Below are 15,357 nucleotides of genomic sequence, written 5' to 3'. Positions count from 1 at the left end.
GGCGGGACCGTCAGGCGGAGGTATCGCCCGCGTCGCCGCCTTCGTCCTCACGGCCGGGCGTGCGCAGGTTCCACTTCGTGATCACCCACTTGAACCCGAAGTAGTAGATCGCCGCGTAGACCAGGCCGATCGGGATCAGCAGCCACGCCTTGCTCGCCGCGGTCGCCCCCGAGTTGAGCGCGAAGTCGATCGCCCCCGCGGAGAAGGAGAACCCGAGGTGGATGCCCAGCGCGTTGCACACCGCCAGCGAGACGCCGGTCAACACCGCGTGCGCGAGGTAGAGCGGCCAGGCCACGAACATGAACGCGAACTCGATCGGCTCGGTCACGCCGGTGAGGAACGAGGTGAACGCGGCGGCGATCATGATGCCGCCGACCACCTTCTTCTGTTCCGGGCGGGCCGTCTTCCAGATCGCCAGAGCCGCGGCGGGCAGGGCGAACATGAAGATCGGGAAGAAGCCCGTGGTGAACGCGCCCGCGTTCGGGTCCCCCGCGAAGAAGTTGGTGATGTCACCGCCCTTGAAGATGAACCACACCGGGACGTTGATCAGCTGGTGCAGGCCGACCGGCAGCAGCAGCCGGTTGAGCAGTCCGTACACGCCGCCGCCCGCGACGGCGTTGCCTGTCACCGCGTCGCCGAGGTGGTTGATGGCGCTGTCCACCGCAGGGAAGATCAGGCCGAACACCACGCCGAGGAGCAGCAGCACCGCGGAGTTGATGATCGGCACGAACCGCCGTCCGCCGAAGAAGGCGAGGTAGGGCGGGAGCTTCACCCGGTGGAAGCGCTGCCACAGCACAGCGGTGACCAGGCCGACGACGATGCCGCCGAGCACGCTGAAGGGCCATTTGATGGGCTGCAGGTACCAGCCCTCCTTGAAGCCCTGCAGCCCGCTGATCGGCGCGAACACCTGCACGACCTTGTTGAACACCACGAAGCCGACGACCGCGGCGACGCCGGTGGAGCCGTCGCCCTTGCGGGCGAAGCCGACCGCGATGCCCACGGCGAACAGCAGCGGCAGCCAGTCGAACAGCCCGCCGCCCGCCGCGGCCAGCACGGCCGCGACCTTCTTGGTGGCGTCCCACCGGCCCAGCATGTCGTCCTGGCCGAGCCTGCTCAGCAGGCCGGCGGCGGGCAGGGTGGCGATCGGCAGCATCAGGCTGCGGCCGAATCGCTGCAACCCGGCGACGCCTTTGCCCTTGCCCTTCGTTCCTTCCGCGGTGGTGGTACTCACGGCATACCTCCGTGTTCGGCGGGGACTTTCCGGTCCAGTTGCACGGTCACCTGGTACCGGTCGCCCCGGTACCAGGAGGTGATGTCCTCGACCGGCGCTCCCCGCGTGGTGGAGATCCGGCGGAAGACCAGGAGCGGGTCACCGGTGCGGATGCCAAGCAGCCGCGCGGTGTCCCGGTCCGCCGCCTCGGCCCAGACGGTCTGCCTGGCGTCGTCGAAGCGGAGGTCGTGATGGTGGGCGAGGAGCTCGTACAGCGACCCGGTGAGGTCGAGGTCGAGCAGGCCGGGCAGGTGGCCCGGGTGGTACCAGCCGCGCTCGAGCGCCAGCGGAATGCCGTCCGCGCGGCGCAGGCGGACCAGGCGGTAGGCGGGCCGGTCCGGCGCGAGCGCGAGCGCCCGCGCGGTGGACGGCGGCGGGACCTCCTCGCCCCGGTGCAGCACGTCGGTGCTGGGCACGAGCCCCCGGCGGCGCATGTCACCGGTGAATGACATGAGGTAGAGCTGCAGGTCCATCCGGGGCGAAACGGTGAAGGTCCCCTTGCCGCGGACCCGGGTGAGCACCCCCTCGTCGACGAGCTTCCCGATCGCCGAGCGGACGGTGAGCCGGGAGACCCGGTAGCGCTGCGCGAGTTCCCGTTCCGAGGGGATGGGGGAACCGGGCGGCAGTTCGCGCTCGATCGCGCGGCGCAGGATTTCCCGCAACTGCGCGTGTTTCGGCACCGGGCCGTCGACCACCTTCCCGGTGGTCACCTCAGACGCGGCCAGTTTCGCCACCCCCGTCGATTCCGGTCCGGTCTCGGGGGCTCGCCCCCGTCGCCGAAGATTGGTACGTTCCGGTCTAGACCATTTCTTGATGGGGCAGGATGCTCCGGTGTCGGTCGGGGTGTCAACCGCCGTTACGGGTTCGTGTTCGGATCAGCAGGAAGGGAGGCCGTCGTGGCAGACGAAAGGCCGGAGAAGATCCTCGCCGCGCTCGGCGGTGCCGGGAACATCATCGATATCGAAGGCTGCATCACGCGGCTGAGGTGTGAGCTGGAGGACGGTTCCGTGGTGGACGAGGCCGCGCTGAAGAAGGCCGGCGCGCTGGGGGTGATGAAGATGGGTTCGGTGGTCCAGGTCGTGGTGGGCCCGGAGGCGGACACCATCGCCGGCGACATCCAGGACCTGCTGTGAGCGCCGGGGTGGCCAGCCCGGTGGCGGGCAAGGTGGTGGCGATGGGCGACGTGCCGGACCCGGTGTTCGCCCAGCAACTGGTCGGCCCGGGCGTGGCGATCGAGCCCGAGGGCGGTCCGCAGGAGGCCCTCGCTCCGATCGACGGCACGGTGGTCACGCTGCACCCGCACGCGTTCGTCGTCGCCGGGGCGGACGGCAAGGGGGTGCTGGTGCACCTGGGCATCGACACGGTCAAGCAGAAGGGCGAGGGGTTCACCCCGCACGTGGTCCAGGGCGAGTCGGTGCGGGCGGGCCAGCCGCTGATCGGCTGGAACCCGGATTCGGTGCGCGCGGCGGGCTACTCGGCCGTGGTGCCGGTGGTGGCGCTCGACGCGGCGGAGACCGCGCTGTCGGAGATGCTCACCGACGGCGAGGCCGCCGCCGGTGAGCGGCTGTTCGTGTGGGAGTAGGGATGTCCGGGCCCGCGCCGGAACCACTCGGTGCGGGCCCGGACGTCACGCGGTGACGACTTTGCCGCCGTCCACCTTCACCGGGATCGCGGGCAGCGGCCGGCGGGCGGGGCCGTGTTCCACCGCGCCCGTCATCGCGTTGAACACCGAGCCGTGACACGGGCAGTCGAGCTTGTCTCCGCTCGGTTTGACGATGCAGCCTTGATGGGTGCAGGTGGCGCTGAAACAGACCGCGGTGGTGTCGGTCGGGCGGGCGACGACGGCCTCCTTCTCGTCGATGGTGACGGACTTGGCCTGGCCCACCGGGATGTCGGACAGCGATGCCACCGTGATGCCCGCGGGCACCGAGCCGGGTCCCGAAGGGGTGGCAGCGCGGGGGATGTCCGTGCCCGGGCCGGGGCCGCAGGCCACGAGCGCGACCGCACCGGTGGCCACGGCCGCCCCGGTGGTCAGCGCGGTACGCCGGGTGGGAAGTTCAGCAGTCATGCCCAGGAATACGAGACACCGTGCGGCCCGGTTCGATCTCACCGCGGAGTGAACCGGATCGAGTGGCTTCTCGTGCCCAACGGTGGGAGGGTTCCGGCGACGGAAGGAGGCCACCGTGGCGTGGGCGCTGCGCGTTCTGGTGGTGCCGGGCCTGCTCGGCTCGGCCTGGGTCCACTACCACCTGTGGTCTCGGGAGGGCTTCTCCGATATCCCCACGATCGGCCCGTTGTTCCTGGTCAACGCGGTGGCCGGGGTGCTGATCGCGGTGGCGGTCCTGCTGTGGCGGCACTGGCTGCCGGTGCTGGCCGCGATCGGTTTCGGCGCCGTCACCCTGGCCGCGTACCTCGTTTCGCTGACGCCGAACGGCCTGCTCGGGGTGCACGAGGAGTTCCGGACGGCGGCCGAGGTCTGGGGCGTGGTGACCGAGGCGGGCTGTGTCGTGTTCGGCCTCGCGCTGCTGGTCGTCCAGCGGCGAGCGGGGGCTCGCCGGACATGAAGGAGGCCGCGGAAGACCAGTTGATGCGGACGCTGCACGACGAGCACGCGGCGGCCCTGTGGTCCTATGCGCTCCGGCTGACCGGTGGGCACCGTGCCCGCGCCGAAGACCTCGTTCAGGAGACCCTGCTGCGAGCCTGGAAGCACCCTCGGGTGCTCGACCAGTCCCAGGGCTCGGCCCGTGCCTGGCTTTTCACCGTCGCGCGGCGTATCGCGATCGACGGCTGGCGCTCGGCCGCGGCCCGGACGGAGGTGAGCACGGATGCGCCGCCGGAACTGCCGCTGCCGGACGACACCGAGCGTGCCCTGCAGGGCTGGCTCGTCGCCGAAGCGCTCGGCGCGCTGTCGCCGGCTCATCGCGAGGTGCTGGGCCTGTGCTACTTCGAGGGCTACTCGGTGGCCGAGGCGGCCCAGCGGCTGGGCATCCCGCCCGGGACGGTGAAGTCCAGGACGCACTACGCCCTGCGCGCCCTGCGGCTGGCGCTGGAGGAACGGGGGGTGACCTCGTGACCGGCCGGGCCGATCCGTTCCGCACCTACGACGCGGCCTATGTGCTCGGGGCACTGTCACCGGCCGACCGCGCGGCCTTCGAGGAGCATCTGGACGACTGCGCGGACTGCGCCCGTTCGGTCCGGGAACTGGCGGGACTGCCCGGGCTGCTGGCGCAGGTCACGCCGGAACTGGTGGCGGAGCAGCCGCCCGCGGGGCTGCTGCCCTCGGTGCTGCGCCGCGTGCGGCGCCTGCGGCTGCGCCGGACCCTGGTGACCGGCGGCGTCGGCCTCGTGGCCGCCGCGGCGGTCCTGACGGCGATCCTGCTGCCGCCGGGCGAGGGCGGGTCCTCCGGGACCGCCATGACCCCGCTCGGCGCGTTCCCGGTCCAGGCCACGGCGGCGGTCGCGCCGGTCTCCGGCGGTTCGCGGGTGGACATGTCGTGCCAGTACCACGGGGCGGGCCGCGGCGCCGACTACCTGCTGGTCGCGGTGCGGCGGGACGGCACCGAGGCCCAGCTCGCCACCTGGTGGGCCGACCCGGAGCGCACCGCGAAACTGTCGCTCGACACGGCCCTGCCCGCCGACGACATCCAGGCACTGGAGATCCGCACCCGCTCCGGCCTGCCCCTCCTGCGCTGGCACCCCTGAAGGTCACGAGCGACTGCCGTGAGGGGTCCCCTGACGGTCGTATCGGCTGTGAGGGGACCCCTCACGGCAGCGCCCGGCAGGGTCGGCAGGGCCGCGCCCGTGCCGCTGCGCCGTTCAGGGGAAGTCTCGGGGGGTAGGCGATGAACGGTCCGTTCATCGCCCATCGCGTTTGCGGCGCCGGGCGAGGTGCGGGCAGGGTGATGCCCATGACCTGGGGAATCTTGCCGATCTTCGCCATGGCCGGGGCTGCCGCCGGCCTGTTCACCGCCTTCGTGCTGACGAGGGCGGCCGTTCCCGCGCCGGTCCCGCGAGGGCCCGTCGCCGCGGGCACGGCGCTGCTGTGGCTGGTGGTGGCCTGGCGCTGGTGGGCCGGCGCGTGGCCACCGTGGTGGCTGCCCGTGCCCCTGGCGGTCACCACGGTGGCCGTCCCGCTGGTGGCGGCCGATCTGCGCCACCGGCGCCTGCCGGACGTGCTCACCCTGCCGTCGTACCCCTTGCTGGGGATCGTGCTCGGCCTCGCGGCCGTACTGGGGCCGGGAACCGGGCTCGCCGGGCGCGCGGTGGCCGCGGCTACCGTGTTCGGAGGCCTCCATCTGCTCGCGCATACGCTGGCCCGGGGCTCGCTGGGCGCGGGTGATGTGAAGCTCTCGGGTGTGCTCGGCGCGGTGCTCGGGGCGGTGAGCTGGACGGCGCTGGTGGTGGCGGCGGTGCTGGCCGCGGTGCTCACGGCCGTGCTCGCCCTGAGCAGGCGCTGGCACGGGGGAGTCCCGCACGGGCCCGGGCTGCTCGCCGCGACCTGGCTGGTGAGTGTGTTCCCCGCCGCGGAGGGCCAGGTCGGCATGGGCACTTGAACCGCGCGAGGCGCGACGTGACAGGATCGTCGGGTGTTGCGCTGGATAACCGCTGGTGAATCGCATGGACCCGCACTGGCTGCCGTGCTGGAAGGGATGGTGGCCGGAGTCGAGGTCACCACGGCCGAAGTGAGCGAGCAGCTCGCCCGGCGCCGTCTCGGATTCGGCCGGAGCCCGCGAATGGGCTTCGAGACCGACCATATCGACTTTCTCGGCGGCGTCCGGCACGGTGTCACCCAGGGCGGCCCCATCGCGATCCAGATCGAGAACGCGGAATGGCCCAAGTGGGAGAAGGTCATGGCGGCCGACCCGGTGGACCCGGCCGAGCTGGCCGGCCTCGCCCGGAACGAGCCCCTGACCCGTCCCCGGCCCGGCCACGCCGACCTTCCCGGCATGCAGAAGTACGGCTTCACCGACGCGCGTCCCGTCCTGGAGCGGGCGAGCGCCCGGGAGACCGCCTCACGGACCGCGCTCGGCACCGTCGCCCGTGCCTTCCTGCGCCAGTTGCTCGGTGTGGAGATCGTCAGCCACGTCGTGTCCATCGGCCGGGCGGAGGCGCCCGAGGGGCCGCTGCCGGGGCCGGAGGATCTCGCCGCCATCGACGAAAGCCCGGTGCGTGCGTTCGGCCAGGAGGCCACCGACGCCATGGTGGCCGAAGTGGACGCGGTGCGGAAGGCCGGTGACACCGTCGGCGGTGTCATCGAGGTCATCGCCTACGGACTGCCGCCGGGGCTCGGTTCGCACGTGCACTGGGACCGTCGCCTCGACGCGCGGCTGGCCGGGGCGCTGATGGGTGTGCAGGCGATGAAGGGGGTCGAGGTCGGCGACGGCTTCACCACCGCGCATCGCTGGGGCAGCCAGGCGCACGACGAAATCGACCGCGGCTCCGGCCCGGTCGGGGTGACCCGCCGTTCCAACCGGGCCGGTGGCCTGGAGGGCGGCATCACCAACGGGGAGCCGGTGCGCGTCCGCGTGGCCATGAAGCCGATCTCCACCGTCCCCAAGGCACTGTCCACTGTGGATGTCGTGACGGGCGAGCCCGCGGTGGCGATCCACCAGCGCTCCGACGTCTGTGCCGTGCCGAGGGCCGGGGTCGTGCTGGAGTCGGTGGTCGCGCTCGTACTCGCCGACGCCGCACTGGAGAAGTTCGGGGGCGACTCGCTGGCCGAGGCCAAGCGCAACGCCGAGGGATACCTCAAGGCTCTGGAGGAGCGGTGGTGAAACCCTGCCTGGTCGTGGTCGGACCGCCGGGCTCGGGCAAGAGCACGGTGGGGCCGCTGCTGGCCGAGCAGCTGGGAGCGGCCTTCCGCGACTCCGACGACGACATCGTCGCCCGCGCCGGGCGCTCGATCTCCGACATCTTCGCCACCGAAGGCGAGCCGTTCTTCCGCGAACTGGAGGAGCAGGTGATCGCCGAGGCGCTCGCCGAACACGACGGCGTGCTGTCCGTGGGTGGCGGTGCGGTGCTGGCGCCCGGCACCCGCGAGCGGCTGCGCGGGCATTTCGTCGTCTTCCTCAACGTCGGCTTCGCCACCGGCGTGCACCGGGTCGGCCTGTCCACGGCCCGCCCGCTGCTGGCCGGGGTCAACCCCCGTGCCACCTACCGCACCCTGCTCGAACAGCGGCTGCCGGTCTACCGGGAGGTCGCGAGTCTCGAGGTGCCGACCGACGACCGCACCCCTGCCGAGATCGTCGCCCTGATCACGGCCGGGCTGAACGAGAACCTGGAGAAAACGCAGTGACCGATCCGGTGCGGGTCACGGTGCACACCGCCCGGCCCTACGACGTCGTCATCGGCCGCGGCCTGCTCGGCGAACTGACCGAGGCGCTGGCCGGTGCCTCCAAGGTCGCGCTGATCCACCCGCCCACGCTGACCGCGACGGCCGAGGCGATCCGCGACGAACTGGCGTCGGCGGGCCTGGACGCGCATCGCGTCGAGATCCCGGACGCCGAGGACGGCAAGGCCCTTTCGGTGGCCGGATTCTGCTGGGAGGTGCTCGGGCGGATCGGCCTCGACCGGCAGGGCGTCGTGGTCGGGCTCGGCGGGGGTGCGGTGACCGACCTCGCCGGGTTCGTCGCGGGCACCTGGATGCGGGGTGTGCGCCTGGTGAACGTGCCCACCACGCTGCTCGGCATGGTGGACGCGGCCGTCGGCGGCAAGACCGGGATCAACACCGACGCGGGAAAGAACCTCGTCGGCGTGTTCCACGAACCCAGCGCCGTGCTGGCCGACCTCGCCACCCTGGAGACCCTGCCGTCCCACGAACTGGTCGCGGGCATGGCCGAGGTCGTCAAGGCCGGGTTCATCGCCGACCCGGTGATCCTCGACCTCATCGAGGCCGACCCGGCCGCCGCGGTCGACCCGCGCGGCGAGGTCCTCGGTGAGCTGGTCCGCCGGTCGGTGCAGGTCAAGGCCGATGTGGTGGCGGCCGATCTGCGCGAGTCCGACCTGCGCGAGATCCTCAACTACGGCCACACCCTCGGGCACGCGATCGAACGCCGCGAACGGTACCGCTGGCGGCACGGCGCGGCGGTGAGCGTCGGCCTGGTGTTCGCCGCCGAACTCGCGCGGCTGGCCGGACGGCTCGACGACGAAACGGCGGCGCGGCATGCCTCCGTACTGAAGCTGCTGGGCCTGCCCACCACCTACGACGCGGACGCCCTGCCGCAACTGATCGAAACCATGCGCGGCGACAAGAAGACCCGCTCGGGCATGCTGCGGTTCGTGGTGCTCGACGGACTGGCCAAGCCCGGCCGCCTGGAAGGACCCGATCCGGCGCTGCTGGCGGCGGCGTACTCGGTGGTCGCCCGCGAGGAGTCGGGCGGGAGCGTCCTGCTGTGAAGGTGTTCGTGCTCAACGGGCCCAACCTGGGCCGCCTCGGGAAACGCGAACCCTCGGTCTACGGCTCCACCACCCATGCCGACCTCGCCGAACTGTGCGTCCGCACGGGCAAGGAACTCGGCCTCGAGGTCGAGGTGCGGCAGACCGACCACGAGGGCGAGATGGTCGGCTGGCTGCACGAGGCGGCCGACGGCGGCCATCCCGTGGTGCTCAACGCCGGTGCCTGGACCCACTACTCGATCGCGGTGCGCGACGCCGCCGCGCAACTGAGCGCACCGCTGATCGAGGTCCACATTTCCAACGTGCACAAGCGGGAACAGTTCCGGCACCACAGCGTGCTCTCCGACATCGCGACCGCGGTGCTCGCCGGATTCGGCGTCGCCGGGTACCCGCTCGCCCTGCGCTGGCTGGCGGAGCAACAGCGGTGAAGGTCCCCGCGCTGCGGACCGAGCGTCTTCTCCTGCGCGGGCTCACACCTGCCGACACGGACGCGGTGATCGGTCTCTTCGCCGACCCCGAAACCAGCCGGTACTTCGCCGCCGACTTCAGCGACCCGGAACAGGCGCGGGCGACGGTCGAGTGGCGCCTCGCCTACGAGGGGCCGGAAGGGCTGGGGCATTGGGTCCTGGAACACGACGGCGTCGTGGTGGGACTCGTGCATCTGCGCGATTCCGGTGAGCTGCCAGGCGATGCGATGGAGATCGGGTACTACCTTGATCCCGCCTATGGCGGGAAGGGACTGGCCACCGAGGCGGTGGCCGCCCTGCTCGGCCACGGCTTCGGAACACTGGGCCTGCCCGCGATTTGGGCACTGATCCATGAGTCCAATGTGGCCAGCCGCAATTTGGCCGAACGACTGGGTTTTCTCGATGTGGGCGGCAGAACGCATTACGGCGCCGAGCACCGGGTGTATGTGGCGCTGCCGGGCGAGCGGGGCAGGCTGCACCACGTCGAGTTGTGGGTGGCGGATCTCGGCCGGGCCGAGGCAAGTCTCGGCTGGCTGCTGACCGAACTCGGGTGGCACGAGTACCAGCGCTGGCCGCACGGGGTGAGCTGGCGGCTCGGCAGCGCCTACGTGGTGGTGGAGTCCTCACCCGCCCTGACCGCGAACGAACACGACCGGCTCCGGCCCGGCCTGAACCACCTGGCGTTGCACGCCGGTTCGGCTGAGCAGGTCGACGCACTGGCGGAAGCCGCGCTCACCCACGGCTGGCGGCCCCTGTTCGCCGACCGGTACCCGCACGCGGGCGGGCGGGCGCATTACGCCGCCTATCTGGAAAACGACGACGGGTTCGAAGTCGAGTTGGTGGCGCGCACCGGCGGCGCCGGACCGGCGGATTGAGCACAGTCCGCCGAGTGCCCACCGGACACGGGGCGTCGATCTCTACACTGAGTGCTGCCATCGACTGTGGGGGAGAGAGGGGCACCGGTTCATGCGCTCGTTCGGCCGGCGATTCGGAGCCCTTCTGCTCGCCGGGATTCTGGGTGCGGCCGTCCTCTCCGGGTGCAGTTCCGGTACCACGCGGACCCAGGCCGAGGGCAGTGGTGACGGCGGGCTCGGCGGCGGGAAACCGTCGGCCGCGCCGCGTTCGGCCACCCCGAGCGATGTGGCGCTGAAAACCGGGCAGCCCAGGGAAAGCGGCGGCGTGGTCGCGGCCGGTGGCCCCGGTGCGCCGTACAACTACGGGCCCACCGTGATGATCGACGGTGGCCGGACCCGGATGTGGTGGTGCAGCCAGTATCCCAACGCCGGCCCGCCCGGTGACGACATCATCTACGGCGAGGCCGCTTCCGCGGACGGCCCGTTCACCGGCCCGGGAGGCGGTGTGCCGCCCGCGGTCCTGTCGGGAAACCCCGGCCAGTTCGACGGTGCGCACACCTGCGATCCGTCGGTGGTGAAGGTCAACGGGACCTACTACCTGTATTACACGGGAGCGGCGGGGGATCACGCGCTCGGCAACGCGATCGGACTGGCGACCAGTGCCGACGGCATCACCTGGACCCGTTCGCCGGGACCGATCGTGACCCCGTCGCACGACGTGCACCGGGACAACCTCTACGGGGTGGGGCAACCGTCGGTGGTGTTTCTCGACGGCTGGTTCTACCTGATGTTCACCGACACCACCGGCCGTGCCGCGGGCTGGAACGGCGCCGGTCAGTTCGTCTTGCGCGCCAAGGATCCCAGCTTCAGTTCCGATGTGGAAGCATTGGGGGACAAGGGTTTCGCCGCGGTGTCCGGTAACGCCGTGCCGCGCACCACCTCGGTGGTGGATGCCTTCAGCGCCGATCTGATGTGGGTGGACGCGCTGAACGCCTTCGCCATCGCGCACGAGACGCAGGACGGCACCACGATCACCTTCCGGAACCGTGATTTCACCGGCAGCCCCTACCAGCCGATTGTGCTGCCCGGGGCCTGGCGGGAGGGGCCGGGTCTGGTGCGGACCCCCGACGGGCACGCGCCGGTGGCGGCGGACGATCCGTGTGGCCGGGTGCCGATCGACCTGGTGCGGGCGACCGTGCTGGGGGAGGCGGGGGCGCCCACGGACCTGCGTCACTTCGGGGTCGACCTGACCGGGGTGGACGGCTGCACCGAACCGGCCAGGGCGCTGACGCTGCTCGACGGGTTCGCGATGCCGTCCCCGGTGCGCACGATGGATCTGGTGGTGGCGGGCCAGGTGGTGCGGATCGACCGCCGCTCGGTCGCCGGGCAACTGGCCCGGCACGTGCTGGACGGCCGGGTGCCGGTCCTCGACCGGATTCCGGTCGCGGCCACCCTCGCCACCGGCGCCCGCGCGGTGACCGCCGACGGTCTCGGCCTGGGTCTGCTGCTCAGCGACGGCCGCCTCTGGCCGGCCCACCCGGGCTCGATCGCCGCTCTCAACGCCTCGACGGTGCAGACCGTCAGCCCCACCCAGTGGCGGACCTATCCCCGTGGCCCCGTCCTCGGTCCTTGAGAAGCGGATCGAGGGCGTTCGCGTGGCGGAGCGGGACGCCGCCGGTCAGGCGCGGGGGCGCGGGCTGGGTTTGCCCGCCCTCGCCACCGGAGCGGATCCCGCCGTGGGGGCGGCGGATTCCGCCGGGGTGGCGCGCGGCGGGGTGAGCCGGCTGCCCGCGAGGATGCCGAGCCCGGCGGGGATCAGGACCAGCAGCGCGGTGAACGCGGCGCCACCGGTGAGCGCGGGCCACAGTTCCCCGGTGCCGGTCTGGTCGACGAACAGGGCGCGCCCGATGACGTAGAGCACCCCGGAGGCGGGTCCGGCCAGCAGGGCCGCGATCAGCCAGGTCCGTCCGGGCTCTTCCCGGCGCCGCCAGGAGTCCACCGAACTCCACAGCACGGCCGCGCCGACCAGCAGGGCGATCACCACGATCCGCGTGGTGGTCAGGCCGGTGGGTTCGTAGACCGTCGCCTTCGCGAGGGCGGTGTCGGCCACGGCGTGCAACAGCGCCATGCCGAGACCGCGGAGCAACCAGGGCCGCATCGCCTCACTGTAGGGCACCGCCCGTGCGAAGTCCCGACCCTAGTAGGTCGTGTTTCCTAGGCGGCGGAGCCGCTTGCGGTGGGCCGTCAACCGGCACCGGCGCGGGTTCTGACGTGGCTCCTCGCAAGAACAGCACTGCCAGCGACTCCTCTGATTGGCATTCATGAGGAGGAGATCCCACAGCGAGGGACTACGTCAGGTTCCGCCACCCGCACCGCCACACAAACCACTTGGATACAGGTCTTGGCGGCACTTCCGCCCCTAAGCTGACGGGGTGCCCGCACAACATCTTTCCCGCCGGGAATCCCTTCGCGGCCTGGTCCAAGAGGCCGGGCTGGACGCGCTGCTCGTCACCGATCTGCGCAACATCCGCTATCTGACCGGTTTCACCGGGTCCAACGCGGCGCTGCTGGTGCACGCCTCCTCCGAGGAACGCACCGTGTTCTGCACCGATGGCCGCTACACCACCCAGGCGGCGGCCGAGGTGCCCGATCTGGAGCCGGTCGTGGACCGGGACAGTGCGGCGGCTCTGGTAAAACGGGCCGGCGATCGGCCTGCTTCCTACCGTCGCACGGGGTTCGAGAGCCAGCATGTCGACGTCGAGCAGTACCACCGCCTTGCCGGGCTCACCGGCGGGACGGAGCTGGTGCGGGCGCCGGGGCTGGTGGAGCGGCTCCGGCTGGTCAAGGACGAGGGTGAGGTCGAGTCGCTGCGGATGGCCTGTGCCGCGGCAGACCGGGCGCTGGCCGATCTGCTCGAGCACGGCGGGATCCGGCCGGGCCGCACCGAGCGTGAGGTGGCGCGGGAGCTGGAGGACCGGATGCTGGACTACGGCTCCGCCGGGCCCGCGTTCGACACCATCGTCGCGGCGGGCGCCCACTCGGCGATCCCGCACCACCGGCCCACGGACGCGGTGCTGGCGCGCGGCGACTTCGTGAAACTGGACTTCGGGGCCACTGTGGACGGCTACCACTCGGACATGACCCGTACCGTGGTGCTGTCCGGGCCCGCCGAATGGCAGCGTGAGCTGTACGAGCTGGTGTTCCGCGCGCAGGCGGCGGGGGTGGCGCGGGCGCTGCCCGGCACCGGGCTGACCGAGGTCGACCGGGCGTCGCGCCAGGTGATCGAGCAGGCCGGTCACGGTGGCGAGTTCCCGCACGGCCTCGGGCACGGCGTCGGACTGGAGATCCACGAGGCACCGAGGCTCGCCAAGACCGGCGAAGGTACACTATCGGTCGGTATGACGGTCACCGTCGAGCCAGGTGTCTATCTCGCCGGCCGCGGTGGCGTGCGCATTGAGGACACGCTGGTCGTGCGGGACACCGCTCCCGAACTCCTCACCCTGAGCAGCAAGGAACTCGTGGTCGTCTAGGCATCGCCCGGGCGGCCGTGAACGGACAACAGGAGAACTGGACTACCCGTGGCCACCACCAACGACCTGAAGAACGGCCTGGTGCTCAACCTCGACGGCCAGCTTTGGTCCGTCGTGAACTTCCAGCACGTCAAGCCGGGTAAGGGCGGCGCCTTCGTGCGCACCACCCTCAAGCATGTGCTGTCCGGCAAGGTGGTGGACAAGACGTTCAACGCCGGCACCAAGGTCGAGACCGCGACCGTCGACCGGCGCACCATGACCTACCTGTACAGCGACGGCAGCGACTTCGTCTTCATGGACGGCGAGACCTACGAGCAGATCTCCGTGCCCGGCGAGACCGTCGGCGACGCGAGGAACTACCTGCTGGAGAACACCGAGGTGCAGGTCGCGATGCACGAGGGCGTCGCACTGTACGTCGAGCTGCCCACCTCGGTGGAGCTGGTCATCCAGCACACCGACCCGGGTCTGCAGGGCGACCGCTCCACCGGCGGCACCAAGCCGGCCACGCTGGAGACGGGCGCGGAGATCCAGGTGCCGCTGTTCGTCGGCACCGGCGAGAAGGTCAAGGTGGACACCCGTGACGGGCGTTACCTCGGCCGCGTCTCGAACTGACGGGCCGAATGAACGTCAGGACCATGACCGTGCGGGTGGCCGGCGCCCTCGCCGGCGCCCCGGCATCCGGAGGCGAGCGGTGAGCTCTCCCGCAGATTCGACCAGGCGCGGCGGCTCGCTGGGCCGCCGCGCGTTGCGCAGGCGTGCCGTCGAAATGCTCTACGAGGCCGCGCAACGAGAGATCGATCCGGTGACGCTGCTGGCGAGCCGGGTCGGTTCCACCGAGGTCGACCCGATCGGTGACTACACGATCGCGCTCGTCGAAGGCGTCACGGCGCACCGGGAGCGGATCGACGAACTGCTGTCCGAACACGCGCAGGGCTGGACGCTGGACCGCATGCCGCCGGTCGATCTCGCGGTGCTGCGCGTGGGCGTCTACGAGTTGCTGTGGGCCGCGGACGTGCCGGACCCGGTGGCCATCGACGAGGCCGTCGGCCTGGCGAAGGAACTGTCGACCGACGATTCGCCGCGGTTCGTCAACGGTGTGCTCGGCCGCATCGGCAACATCGCCGACCGGCTGCGCGCCGTGCTGTAGAGCGCGGGGCCCGGAAGCCTCTGGGGGCCTCCCATCGCGGGCGGGCGGTGGGAGGCCGGCGGGCCCGCCTCAGTCTTCCTTCGCCGGCCGTGCCTCGGGAGGCAGGACGCCCCAGTCGATGAGCTGCTCGGTCAGCTCGCCGGGGGTCATGTCGTAGATGATCGCGAGGGAGCGCAGGTCCTCGGTGCGGATGGACAGGACCTTGCCGTTGTAGTCGCCGCGCTGGCTCTGGATCGTCGCCGCGTACCGGGCGAGCGGCCCGACCTTCTCGGCGGGCAACTGCTGCAGCCGCTCCAGGTTGATCACGATCTTCGTCGCGGGCTCGGCACCGGAGGGCACCCGTCCTTCGGGGAGCAGTTCGACAACCGGAACCCCGTAGAAGTCGGCCAGTTCGGCCAGCTTCTGGACGGTCACCGCGCGGTCGCCGCGCTCGTAGGATCCGACCACGACCGCCTTCCAGCGCCCGCCGGACTTCTGCTCGACCCCGTGCAGGGACAGGCCCTGCTGCTGGCGGATCCCGCGGAGCTTCGCCCCGAGCGCCTTGGCGTAATCGCCCATCTGGTGGTTCTCCGTTTCCTCGCCCAGTCGGTCGGGAGGACCGCCGGGGCACTGCCGAGTTTGAATACTCAGAGTAATGGTTACGCATTGTCGTCACTAGGTCAAGCAAATGCTGCAATCGGGCGGGGGCATACCA

General features: G+C 71.3%; 20 protein-coding genes. 15 read left to right on the top strand and 5 right to left on the bottom strand.

The genetic code is table 11. The features are described 5' to 3' along the window. Positions 1-10 precede the first annotated feature (10 nt). A complete protein-coding gene (locus ORV05_RS18950) occupies positions 11-1,231 on the bottom strand; it encodes a PTS transporter subunit EIIC (protein ID WP_268440802.1) in 1,221 nt (406 codons plus the stop codon). After that, entirely contained in the window at positions 1,228-1,980 is a 753-nt protein-coding gene (locus tag ORV05_RS18945) for a GntR family transcriptional regulator (protein ID WP_268440800.1), read from the bottom strand. The genes ORV05_RS18950 and ORV05_RS18945 overlap by 4 nt, the downstream gene beginning before the upstream one ends. 186 nt (positions 1,981-2,166) lie before the next feature. On the opposite strand from ORV05_RS18945, the gene ORV05_RS18940 reads away from it, so the two are divergent. Together ORV05_RS18940 and ORV05_RS18935 are read left to right on the top strand one after the other, a co-directional pair. Beyond that, positions 2,167-2,403, top strand: coding sequence for a PTS glucose/sucrose transporter subunit IIB (locus ORV05_RS18940; protein ID WP_268440798.1), 237 nt, complete (start codon positions 2,167-2,169; stop codon positions 2,401-2,403). Then, on the top strand, positions 2,400-2,852 hold the full coding sequence (locus ORV05_RS18935; RefSeq protein WP_268440796.1) for a PTS sugar transporter subunit IIA: 453 nt from the start codon (positions 2,400-2,402) through the stop codon (positions 2,850-2,852). Before ORV05_RS18940 ends, ORV05_RS18935 begins: the two co-directional genes overlap by 4 nt. 45 nt (positions 2,853-2,897) lie before the next feature. On the opposite strand, the gene ORV05_RS18930 is transcribed toward ORV05_RS18935, so the two are convergent. After that, positions 2,898-3,338: a QcrA and Rieske domain-containing protein gene (locus ORV05_RS18930; RefSeq protein ID WP_268440794.1), complete on the bottom strand. Its 441-nt coding sequence runs from the start codon at positions 3,336-3,338 to the stop codon at positions 2,898-2,900. A gap of 115 nt (positions 3,339-3,453) precedes the next feature. Here ORV05_RS18930 and ORV05_RS18925 point away from each other — a divergent pair, with 115 nt between their 5' ends. From ORV05_RS18925 to ORV05_RS18880, 10 genes are all read left to right on the top strand, one after another. Then, on the top strand, positions 3,454-3,834 hold the full coding sequence (locus ORV05_RS18925; RefSeq protein ID WP_268440792.1) for a hypothetical protein: 381 nt from the start codon (positions 3,454-3,456) through the stop codon (positions 3,832-3,834). Then, entirely contained in the window at positions 3,831-4,343 is a 513-nt protein-coding gene (locus tag ORV05_RS18920; RefSeq protein ID WP_268440790.1) for a sigma-70 family RNA polymerase sigma factor, read from the top strand. The genes ORV05_RS18925 and ORV05_RS18920 overlap by 4 nt, the downstream gene beginning before the upstream one ends. Beyond that, positions 4,340-4,972, top strand: a complete 633-nt coding sequence (locus ORV05_RS18915) for an anti-sigma factor family protein (RefSeq protein ID WP_268440789.1) — start codon at positions 4,340-4,342, stop codon at positions 4,970-4,972. Before ORV05_RS18920 ends, ORV05_RS18915 begins: the two co-directional genes overlap by 4 nt. 206 nt (positions 4,973-5,178) lie before the next feature. Beyond that, complete coding sequence (locus tag ORV05_RS18910; protein ID WP_268440787.1) at positions 5,179-5,823, top strand: prepilin peptidase; 645 nt, start codon at positions 5,179-5,181, stop codon at positions 5,821-5,823. 33 nt (positions 5,824-5,856) lie between these two features. Next, entirely contained in the window at positions 5,857-7,044 is a 1,188-nt protein-coding gene (gene aroC, locus ORV05_RS18905) for a chorismate synthase (RefSeq protein ID WP_144592184.1), read from the top strand. Beyond that, positions 7,041-7,565, top strand: a complete 525-nt coding sequence (locus ORV05_RS18900) for a shikimate kinase (protein ID WP_268440785.1) — start codon at positions 7,041-7,043, stop codon at positions 7,563-7,565. Before aroC ends, ORV05_RS18900 begins: the two co-directional genes overlap by 4 nt. Then, positions 7,562-8,665: a 3-dehydroquinate synthase gene (gene aroB, locus ORV05_RS18895; protein WP_268440783.1), complete on the top strand. Its 1,104-nt coding sequence runs from the start codon at positions 7,562-7,564 to the stop codon at positions 8,663-8,665. The genes ORV05_RS18900 and aroB overlap by 4 nt, the downstream gene beginning before the upstream one ends. After that, entirely contained in the window at positions 8,662-9,093 is a 432-nt protein-coding gene (aroQ, locus tag ORV05_RS18890; protein ID WP_144592187.1) for a type II 3-dehydroquinate dehydratase, read from the top strand. Before aroB ends, aroQ begins: the two co-directional genes overlap by 4 nt. Next, positions 9,090-10,007: a GNAT family N-acetyltransferase gene (locus ORV05_RS18885; RefSeq protein ID WP_268440781.1), complete on the top strand. Its 918-nt coding sequence runs from the start codon at positions 9,090-9,092 to the stop codon at positions 10,005-10,007. Before aroQ ends, ORV05_RS18885 begins: the two co-directional genes overlap by 4 nt. 91 nt (positions 10,008-10,098) lie before the next feature. Next, entirely contained in the window at positions 10,099-11,619 is a 1,521-nt protein-coding gene (locus ORV05_RS18880; RefSeq protein ID WP_268440779.1) for a glycoside hydrolase family protein, read from the top strand. A 45-nt stretch (positions 11,620-11,664) separates the two neighbouring features. Here ORV05_RS18880 and ORV05_RS18875 read toward each other — a convergent pair whose 3' ends face one another. After that, positions 11,665-12,144, bottom strand: a complete 480-nt coding sequence (locus ORV05_RS18875; RefSeq protein WP_268440777.1) for a B-4DMT family transporter — start codon at positions 12,142-12,144, stop codon at positions 11,665-11,667. 274 nt (positions 12,145-12,418) lie between these two features. On the opposite strand from ORV05_RS18875, the gene ORV05_RS18870 reads away from it, so the two are divergent. From ORV05_RS18870 to nusB, 3 genes are all read left to right on the top strand, one after another. Beyond that, positions 12,419-13,516 carry a M24 family metallopeptidase gene (locus ORV05_RS18870; protein ID WP_268440775.1) on the top strand — a complete coding sequence of 366 codons (1,098 nt, stop codon included), beginning with the start codon at positions 12,419-12,421 and terminating at the stop codon, positions 13,514-13,516. Between the two features lie 48 nt (positions 13,517-13,564). Further along, positions 13,565-14,128, top strand: coding sequence for an elongation factor P (gene efp / locus ORV05_RS18865; protein WP_268440773.1), 564 nt, complete (start codon positions 13,565-13,567; stop codon positions 14,126-14,128). Between the two features lie 79 nt (positions 14,129-14,207). Then, a complete protein-coding gene (gene nusB, locus ORV05_RS18860; protein ID WP_268440771.1) occupies positions 14,208-14,663 on the top strand; it encodes a transcription antitermination factor NusB in 456 nt (151 codons plus the stop codon). A 69-nt stretch (positions 14,664-14,732) separates the two neighbouring features. On the opposite strand, the gene bldD is transcribed toward nusB, so the two are convergent. Continuing rightward, positions 14,733-15,221 (bottom strand): transcriptional regulator BldD, encoded by a 489-nt coding sequence (gene bldD / locus ORV05_RS18855; protein WP_020422358.1) that lies wholly within the window; start codon positions 15,219-15,221, stop codon positions 14,733-14,735. Positions 15,222-15,357 lie beyond the last annotated feature (136 nt).

Origin of the sequence: Amycolatopsis cynarae (assembly GCF_026802195.1) — a bacterium.
GTDB lineage: Bacteria > Actinomycetota > Actinomycetes > Mycobacteriales > Pseudonocardiaceae > Amycolatopsis_E > Amycolatopsis_E rhizosphaerae.
Note: the sequence above shows the minus strand (reverse complement) of the source record. Positions and strands in the feature narration are given on the sequence as shown.

What these genes read in the sequence shown, in the direction of transcription:
- ORV05_RS18910 (WP_268440787.1), top strand. Translation starts at nt 5,179, where the DNA reads ATGACCTGGGGAATCTTGCCGATCTTCGCCATGGCCGGGGCTGCCGCC.
- ORV05_RS18875 (WP_268440777.1), bottom strand. Translation starts at nt 12,144, where the DNA reads ATGCGGCCCTGGTTGCTCCGCGGTCTCGGCATGGCGCTGTTGCACGCC.
- ORV05_RS18930 (WP_268440794.1), bottom strand. Translation starts at nt 3,338, where the DNA reads ATGACTGCTGAACTTCCCACCCGGCGTACCGCGCTGACCACCGGGGCG.
- ORV05_RS18920 (WP_268440790.1), top strand. Translation starts at nt 3,831, where the DNA reads ATGAAGGAGGCCGCGGAAGACCAGTTGATGCGGACGCTGCACGACGAG.
- ORV05_RS18880 (WP_268440779.1), top strand. Translation starts at nt 10,099, where the DNA reads ATGCGCTCGTTCGGCCGGCGATTCGGAGCCCTTCTGCTCGCCGGGATT.
- bldD (WP_020422358.1), bottom strand. Translation starts at nt 15,221, where the DNA reads ATGGGCGATTACGCCAAGGCGCTCGGGGCGAAGCTCCGCGGGATCCGC.